Raw genomic sequence first — 6981 nt, forward strand, 5'->3', positions numbered from 1 at the left:
TCGGGGAAGCGCTCGGTCACCAGCTCTTCGCCGCGCGACCACAGCCAGACCTGGCCCGCGCGCTGCACCAGTTGCGCGCGGATGCCGTCCCACTTCCATTCCACCTGCCAGTCGGTGGGCGGACCGAGCAGTTCGTCGAACAGGTCCAGTGCTTCGTTGAACGGGTGGGCGAGGAAGAAGGGGTAGGGCTGGCCGCTGGTCTGCTGGTTCTGTTCGGTGGGGCTTTCGGGCGCCACCAGCGCCGCGTAGTCGGCGGCGGTGGGTTGCGCGCCGATGTGGGTGTAGCCCATGAGCCGCTGCGCGACGCGCTTGGCGTCTACACCCGCCACCGCCGCCAGCGCTTGCGTGACCTGCAGCTTGGACACGCCGACGCGGAAGCCGCCGGTGATGAGCTTGAGGTAGACGAAGCGCTGGTCATCGGCCACCGCGCCCCACTGCGCGCGCAAGCGTTCGGCCAGCGTTTCGGGCGGCAGGCCGCGCAGCGGCAGCAGGTGCTGCGTCAGCCACTCTGCCAGGCCGCGCTCCACCGGCGCGCTGGCCGGTGGCAGCAGCAGCGACACGGTTTCTGCCAGGTCGCCCACGGTCTGGTAGCTCTCTTCAAACAGCCATTCGGGCAGGCGCGTGGCCGCCAGCGCCTGCTCGCGCAATGCGCGTGTGGGCACGGTCTGGCGCGGTTTGCCGCCGGCCAGAAAGTACACCGCCCAGGCAGCGTCTTCGGCCGGTGCCTCGGCAAAGTAGCGCTGCAAAGCTGACTGCTTCTCGCGTGTGGCGGTGCTGGCGTCCAGCTCGCGGTAGAGGGTGGCGAAACGCCGCATCAGAAAGCCTCCGTCCGGCGGACTGCGGCGCGAGCCTCTTCGGGCGGCCGTGCGGGCCTCATGCCGCTGGCTCCTCGGGCTTCGCATCGGCGGCTTTGTCCGCCACATCGTCGTCGCCGTACTCGGTCTCGAAGGCCTGCGCGTCCAGCCCCTGCTCGGTCAGCCAGCGCACCAGCACCGGCACGCTGCCGTGCGTCACGCGGATGTGCTCGGCGCCCGTGGCTTTGATGGCGCTCATCAGCCCCGGCCAGTCCGCATGGTCGGACATGACGAAGCCCCGGTCCACGCCGCGCCGCCGCCGCGTGCCGCGCACCAGCATCCAGCCGCTGGCGAAGGCGTCCACCGCGTCGGCGCCAAAGCGCTTCATCCACTGCGTTCCCTGGGCCGAGGGCGGGGCCACCACCAGTGCCCGCTGCAGCGCGGTCTTGTCGAGTTCGGTCACGCGGTGCGTGGGCGACAACTCAACGCCCGCCGCGCGGTACACCGCGTTCAGCGGCTCCACCGCGCCGTGCACGACGATGGGGCCGATGCTGGCGTCCACCCCGTGCAGCAGCCGCTGCGCCTTGCCGAAGGCGTAGCACAGCAGCACCGAGGCGCGGCCTTCGTCCGCGTTGCAGCGCCACCAGGCGTTGATCTCGTCGAACAGCACCGCCTGCGTCGGCCAGCGGTAGATGGGCAGGCCGAAGGTGGATTCGGTGATGAAGGTGTTGCAGCGCACCGGCTCGAACGGGGTGCAGGTGCCGTCGGCCTCGGTCTTGTAATCGCCCGAGGCGACCCACACACGCCCCGCATGCTCCAGCCGCACCTGGGCCGAGCCCAGCACGTGCCCGGCCGGGTGCAGCGACAGCCTCACACCGTGGTGTTCGATGACCTCGCCGTAGTCCAGCGTCTGCAGCGCAATATCCGCCCCCAGGCGCTGGCGCAGCGTGCCCGCGCTGAGCGTGTGGGCGAGGTAGTGGTCGTGGCCCCAGCGTGCGTGGTCCGAATGGCCGTGCGTGATCACGGCCCGCTCCACCGGCCGCCAGGGGTCGATGAAGCAGTCCCCCGCCGGGCAGTACAGGCCTTCGGGGCGGGCGACGATGAGGTCGGACGAAGCGGCGGTGTGGGTGGCGGCCATGGCGTTCGGCAGTGTGCCGCATGGCCGGCAACCCGGTAGGCCGGGCGGGTAACGGCCTGCTTGCCCGTCCCCCGTCGGCCCAACAAAAAACCCCACGGCCATGCGGCGGTGGGGCTTGGGGGCGCGCTGCCATGCCCCGGGGCGTGGCGGCTTCGCCGGGTTTCAGCGGGTGCGGAAGCTCCGGACCAGACCGGTGAGGTTCTCGGTCTGGGATGCCAGGCTCTGGGCCGCGGCGGCCACCTCTTCCACCAGGGCCGAGTTTTGCTGGGTCGCCTGGTCGATGGAGCGCACGGCCTCGTCCACGTGGGCGATGTTCCGGCTCTGATCGGCCGAGGCCGATGAAATCTCGCTCACCAGCGTGCGGACCTGTTCGACGCTGCTTTGCAGTTCGGTCAGGGTGCTGCCCAGCCCTTGCACCTGGCGGGCACCGCTGTCCACGCGATCGACGGACTCGGCGATCAGCGAGCGGACCTCTGCGGCCGCCGATGTCACGCGCTGTGCCAGGTTTCGGACCTCGCCCGCGACCACGGCAAATCCGCGGCCCTGTTCGCCGGCGCGAGCGGCTTCCACCGCTGCGTTCAGCGCGAGGATGTTGGTCTGGAAGGCGATGCCGTCGATGACGCCGATGATGTCGCCAATCCGGCGCGACGACTCGCTGATGCGCTCCATGGTGGCCGACACCTGGACCATCGCGGTCCCGCCGTCGTGCGCCACCTTGGCCGTGCGTTCGCTGAGGTCGTGCATCAGCCGCGCGTTGCTGGCGGTCTGGTCGACCACGCCGGACAGATCGCTCAGGGTGGCCGACGTCTCCTGCAGCGACGAGGCCTGGGTCTCCGTGCGGGAAGACAGGTCCATGTTGCCCTGCATGATCTCGCGGGACGCCAGGTCGATCGATTCGGCCGTCTCGCGCACGGCGGACACCATGTTGGCCAGCTGGCCCGCCATGGTGCGCAGCGAGCGCAGCAGGTCGGCCGCCTCGTCCTGGCCCGTCACGTCGATCTGCACCGCGAGGTCGCCCTTGGCGACACGCGAGGCAATGTCCGCGGCCTCGCGCAGCGGGCGCGTCACGGAACGCGTCATGGCCACGGCAAAGCCGATGGTCGCCAGGGTGATGGCGAGCAGCATGCCGGAGAGCCAGGCGATCCGGCTGCGGTTCTCTGCCGCAATGGTCTTTTTGGCGGCGGCGGCGCGCTCGGCTTGCAGTGCCGAGAGCTGAACGAACTGCTGGGCCCATTCCCGCTCGATCGGCAGGAAGCGCTCCGACAGCGCCTTGGCCGCCTCGTCACCGGCAAAGGCCATGGTGAAGCGGATGGCCTCGTCCACCACCGGCTCGGCCTGCTTGCGCAGCGCGGACGCTTTGTCGAGCAGGGCGCGCTCGCTGGCATCGGTTTCCAGCTGGGCAAACGCTTCCTCGGCCTGCACCAGCGCCTTGAGCGCGGTGCGGTACGCCTCCACGTCCTGGTTGACCTGCGACCCGTCGGTCTGCAGCCCGGCGCTGCGGATGGCCGAGGCCAGCATGAGCTGGGACTCCCGCATGCGGGACACCAGCGCGGTGCGCTCGCTGGCTTGCGCCTCGGTCCGGACAATCGCGGCCTGGCCTGCCTGACCCACCATCGCCGAGGCCACGAAGGCCAGGATGGCGGTGGCGATCACGATGGCGAAACCGGCAGACAGGCGGGTGCCGATCTTGAAGCGCTGGAGCATGGCGGGATTCCTGGAAATGAAGGGTGCAACAGCCGGTGTCGGGCGCCGAGGCGCCCCGTCTTACTTGCTGGAGGAAATGGCCACGGCGATGAAGCCGTCAAAGCCGTCCACCTTGCGCACGAACATCGCGCGATCTTCGAGCTTCTTGGTCTCGGGGTTGATGAACTGGTAGTCCACCCAGCCGCCGTTCTTGTCCCTCTGGACCGTGGCGATGAATTCCTTGACGAATTCCTTGCCGTTCGGGTCCTTGGACTCGTAGGTGTTCTTGCCCACCAGGCGCTCGTTGAGCGAGCTGGCCAGCACCACACCCTTCATGTCCACGAAGTTGATGTTGATGCCTTTGATCTTCCACTCGGCGGCGGTATTGAAGTCCTTGGCGGCTTGTTCCGGGCCGACTTTCTTGACGTGTGCCAGGGCAGCCGATGACTGCGCCTGGGCTTCGGCCTTGGTGGCACCGGCGGCCCAAGCACTGACGCTGAGCACGGAGGCGACGAGGAGGGTGGCGACGCGGGAGAACAATTTCATGAGACGGGCTCCAGAGGGTTGAGGCAAAGAAAAAGACCGCTGCCGGCTCCAGGCCAGAGCCCGGCAGTGGTCCGTTGCGATACACCCCTGGGTTAACGTCCGCCAGCGCCAAAACTTGAGCCCGGCGCGCCCGGTTGAACGGTTTGTTTGCGCTGTCCGGGTGGGCCTTGGCTCAGGACCGCAGCGTGGGCCGGGCGGGCGACAGCATGTCAGTGGTCAGCCCACAGTCGCTGATGTGCGGCGGCAGCGGCAGGCCGCGCGCCAGCGCCGCGCAGGCCTCGCCCATGGCGGCGCTGGTCTGGATGCCGTAGCCGCCCTGTGCCGCGCACCAGAAAAAACCTGGCGCTGTCCCGTCAAACCCGCCCACCAGTTCGCCATCGGCCACGAAAGAACGCAGACCGGCCCAGGTGTGGGTTGGGCGGGGCGTGAGCGTGGTCCAGGTCTCCAGCGCGTGAAGGCCCAGCGCAATGTCCAGTTCCTCGGGCTGCACGTCCTGCGGGTGCGTGGGGTCCTGGTTCACCGGCGAGGCGAGCAGGGCGCCCGCGTCGGGCTTCATGTAGAAGCTTTCGTCGGCCGCCAGCAGCAGCGGCCAGTGGGTGGTGTCCACGCCCGCGGGGGGCGCAAAGGTGAAGGCGGTGCGGCGCTTGGGCACCAGGCCGATGGGGGTCACGCCGGCCAGCTGCGCCACCGCGTCGCACCAGGCGCCTGCGGCGTTGATCAGCACCGGCGCGGCGAACTCGGCACCCGTCGCGGTGCGCACCTGCCACAGGTCGCCACGGCGTTCGATGGCCACCACCTCCGCATCGCACACCAGCGTTCCGCCCGCGTGCCGGAAGCCGCGCAGGTAGCCCTGGTGGATGGCGTGCACGTCCATGTCGAAGCTGTCGGGCTCGTGGATGGCCGCGGTCACCTTCTCGGGGCGCAGCGCCGGCACCATGGCCAGGGCTTCGGCGGCGCTCAGGCGCTGTCCGCGCGTGCTGGTCTTTTGCAAGGTGGCCCAGGCTTCGTCCAGGTGGTGCATCTCGTCCGGGCCGGCCACCGTCAGCAGCCCGCGCGGCGTCAGCAGCGGCGCCTGGGCGAAACCCGGCGGTGGGTTCAGGAAGAAGGGCTCGCTGGCCCTGGAGAGCGCCCGCACCTGCGGCGGCCCGTAGCTGGCAATGAACTGCGCCGCCGAGCGACCTGTGCTGTGGTAGCCCGGCTGGCCCTCGCGTTCGAGCATCACGCAGCGGCCGTGCGGCGCCAGAAAGTGGCCGATGGAGGCGCCCGCAATGCCGGCGCCGAGGATGAGGAAGTCGTGGGTGGTGGCGGTCATGAGCGGCTTGTTGTCGGAAGGGGCGGCAGGGGGGTGTGGAATGCCTTGCTTCGGCTGATTGATATGTTTAGACTCTGTATAAACAAGGAGTCCATCATGGCCGAAGCCATTCTTTCGATCAAGCACTGGGGCAACAACCTCGGGGTGCGTTTGCCGCAGGCGGTGGCACGTGAGGCGCACCTGCACGCGGACCAGCAGGTGCGCATGGTAGTGGAGGGTGGCCGCGTGGTGATCGAGCCACTGCCGTCCGGCGAGCTGTCGCTGGAAGAGCGGCTCAAGCGGTTTGACCCGGCCCGCCACGGTGGGGAGGCCATGGCCACGGCGCCGGTGGGAGCCGAGCGTTGGTGACCAGGCGCGCTCCGGTTGGCTGGGCGCCGGACCGGCAAGACATCATCTGGATCGACTGCAACCCCCAGGCTGGGCAGGAGATGCGCGACATCCATCCCTTTCTGGTGCTGTCGCCCCGCGCCTTCAACGACCGCACCTCGATCGTCATCGGTCTGCCCATGACCACGGCGGCCTACAACGCTGACAACCCGTTTGCCTTGGTAGCGGGCGTGGCCGGTGGCGCCAAGGCCGGCAAAACCAGCTACGTGCTGTGCCACCAGCCCAAGTCGTTCGACTGGCGCGCACGACACGCTTCGCCCCACCCGTTGAAGCGGCTCAACGACGTGGTGTTCGCTCAGGTGCGCGGCCTGCTCAACCAGATCATTGCTTTGACATGACAAGCTCGAAACACGTTCTCTTTCTCGTTGCCTCTACCCGCGAACCCGGCCACATGGGCAACACCGAATGGCTGGCCCGCCAGGCCGCGGCCAGCCTGCCCGCCGACACCACCCAGACCTGGGTGCACCTGGCCCGCGCCGGCATCCCCGAATTCGTCGACCAGCGCCACACCGTGGGCAGCTACCCCATGCCCGGAGACGGCAGCGTGATGCGCCATCTGCTGGACCAGACCCTGGCCTGCACCGACTTGGTTTTCGTCGCGCCGGTCTACTGGTTCAGTTTTCCGTCCACGCTCAAGGCCTACCTCGACCACTGGAGCGCCTGGCTGCGCGTGCCGGGGCTGGACTTCAAGGCGCAGATGAGCCAGAAACGCCTGTGGCTCATCGCCACCAACGGCGACCGGGCGAAGGCCCAACCCATGATCGACTCGACCGCGATGTGCGCCAAGTTCCTGGACATGCCGCTGGCCGGGGTGCTGTGGGGCAAGGGTGGGGCGCCGGAGGCGGTGAAGGGGGATGTGGAGGCGGTCGCGGCAGCAAGCGGTTTCTTGCATGCAGTGGGCGCCTGACTGGTCACGCACCGCTTGCTATTCCCACCAGCCAAGAGTCCTCCCGAGCCAGTAAACAGGTCCTGCACTGGCGGCAAGGATGAGCGGCAGCTTGATGATCAAGAGCGCCAGGAGACGAACAAAAGGTCCGTCGCGGCTGAAATGCCGCATTGCGTCTGGGATGACGACGACTTGCCTGTGTGTTGGGGATGGTTTCGTATCCATGCTCCAAGAG

At 68.6% G+C, this 6981-nt stretch carries 8 protein-coding genes and 1 pseudogene; 3 read left to right on the forward strand and 6 right to left on the reverse strand.

The genetic code is table 11. The features are described from left to right. From ACR2JA_RS06435 to ACR2JA_RS06455, 5 genes and pseudogenes are all read right to left on the reverse strand, one after another. Positions 1-815, reverse strand: a pseudogene (locus ACR2JA_RS06435) (ATP-dependent DNA ligase); the annotation flags it as partial. Between the two features lie 58 nt (positions 816-873). Next, positions 874-1932, reverse strand: coding sequence for a ligase-associated DNA damage response exonuclease (locus ACR2JA_RS06440; protein WP_434008279.1), 1059 nt, complete (start codon positions 1930-1932; stop codon positions 874-876). Between the two features lie 162 nt (positions 1933-2094). Next, on the reverse strand, positions 2095-3636 hold the full coding sequence (locus tag ACR2JA_RS06445) for a methyl-accepting chemotaxis protein (protein WP_434008280.1): 1542 nt from the start codon (positions 3634-3636) through the stop codon (positions 2095-2097). A 60-nt stretch (positions 3637-3696) separates the two neighbouring features. Next, on the reverse strand, positions 3697-4161 hold the full coding sequence (locus ACR2JA_RS06450) for a cache domain-containing protein (RefSeq protein WP_434008281.1): 465 nt from the start codon (positions 4159-4161) through the stop codon (positions 3697-3699). Between the two features lie 172 nt (positions 4162-4333). Then, positions 4334-5473, reverse strand: a complete 1140-nt coding sequence (locus tag ACR2JA_RS06455; protein ID WP_434008282.1) for an NAD(P)/FAD-dependent oxidoreductase — start codon at positions 5471-5473, stop codon at positions 4334-4336. Between the two features lie 96 nt (positions 5474-5569). Here ACR2JA_RS06455 and ACR2JA_RS06460 point away from each other — a divergent pair, with 96 nt between their 5' ends. Genes ACR2JA_RS06460 through ACR2JA_RS06470 form a run of 3 tightly spaced genes read left to right on the forward strand, consistent with a single transcriptional unit; the run spans position 5570 to position 6767 of the window. Continuing rightward, positions 5570-5821: an AbrB/MazE/SpoVT family DNA-binding domain-containing protein gene (locus ACR2JA_RS06460; protein ID WP_434008283.1), complete on the forward strand. Its 252-nt coding sequence runs from the start codon at positions 5570-5572 to the stop codon at positions 5819-5821. After that, a complete protein-coding gene (locus tag ACR2JA_RS06465) occupies positions 5818-6198 on the forward strand; it encodes a type II toxin-antitoxin system PemK/MazF family toxin (RefSeq protein WP_434008284.1) in 381 nt (126 codons plus the stop codon). Before ACR2JA_RS06460 ends, ACR2JA_RS06465 begins: the two co-directional genes overlap by 4 nt. Next, positions 6195-6767, forward strand: coding sequence for a flavodoxin family protein (locus ACR2JA_RS06470; RefSeq protein WP_434008285.1), 573 nt, complete (start codon positions 6195-6197; stop codon positions 6765-6767). The genes ACR2JA_RS06465 and ACR2JA_RS06470 overlap by 4 nt, the downstream gene beginning before the upstream one ends. Before the next feature lie 18 nt (positions 6768-6785). Here ACR2JA_RS06470 and ACR2JA_RS06475 read toward each other — a convergent pair. Beyond that, positions 6786-6981: hypothetical protein (locus ACR2JA_RS06475; RefSeq protein ID WP_434008286.1), on the reverse strand; the 196-nt coding region annotated here is incomplete at its 5' end.

This window comes from Hydrogenophaga sp., from assembly GCF_051007235.1.
Lineage (GTDB): Bacteria > Pseudomonadota > Gammaproteobacteria > Burkholderiales > Burkholderiaceae_C > Hydrogenophaga.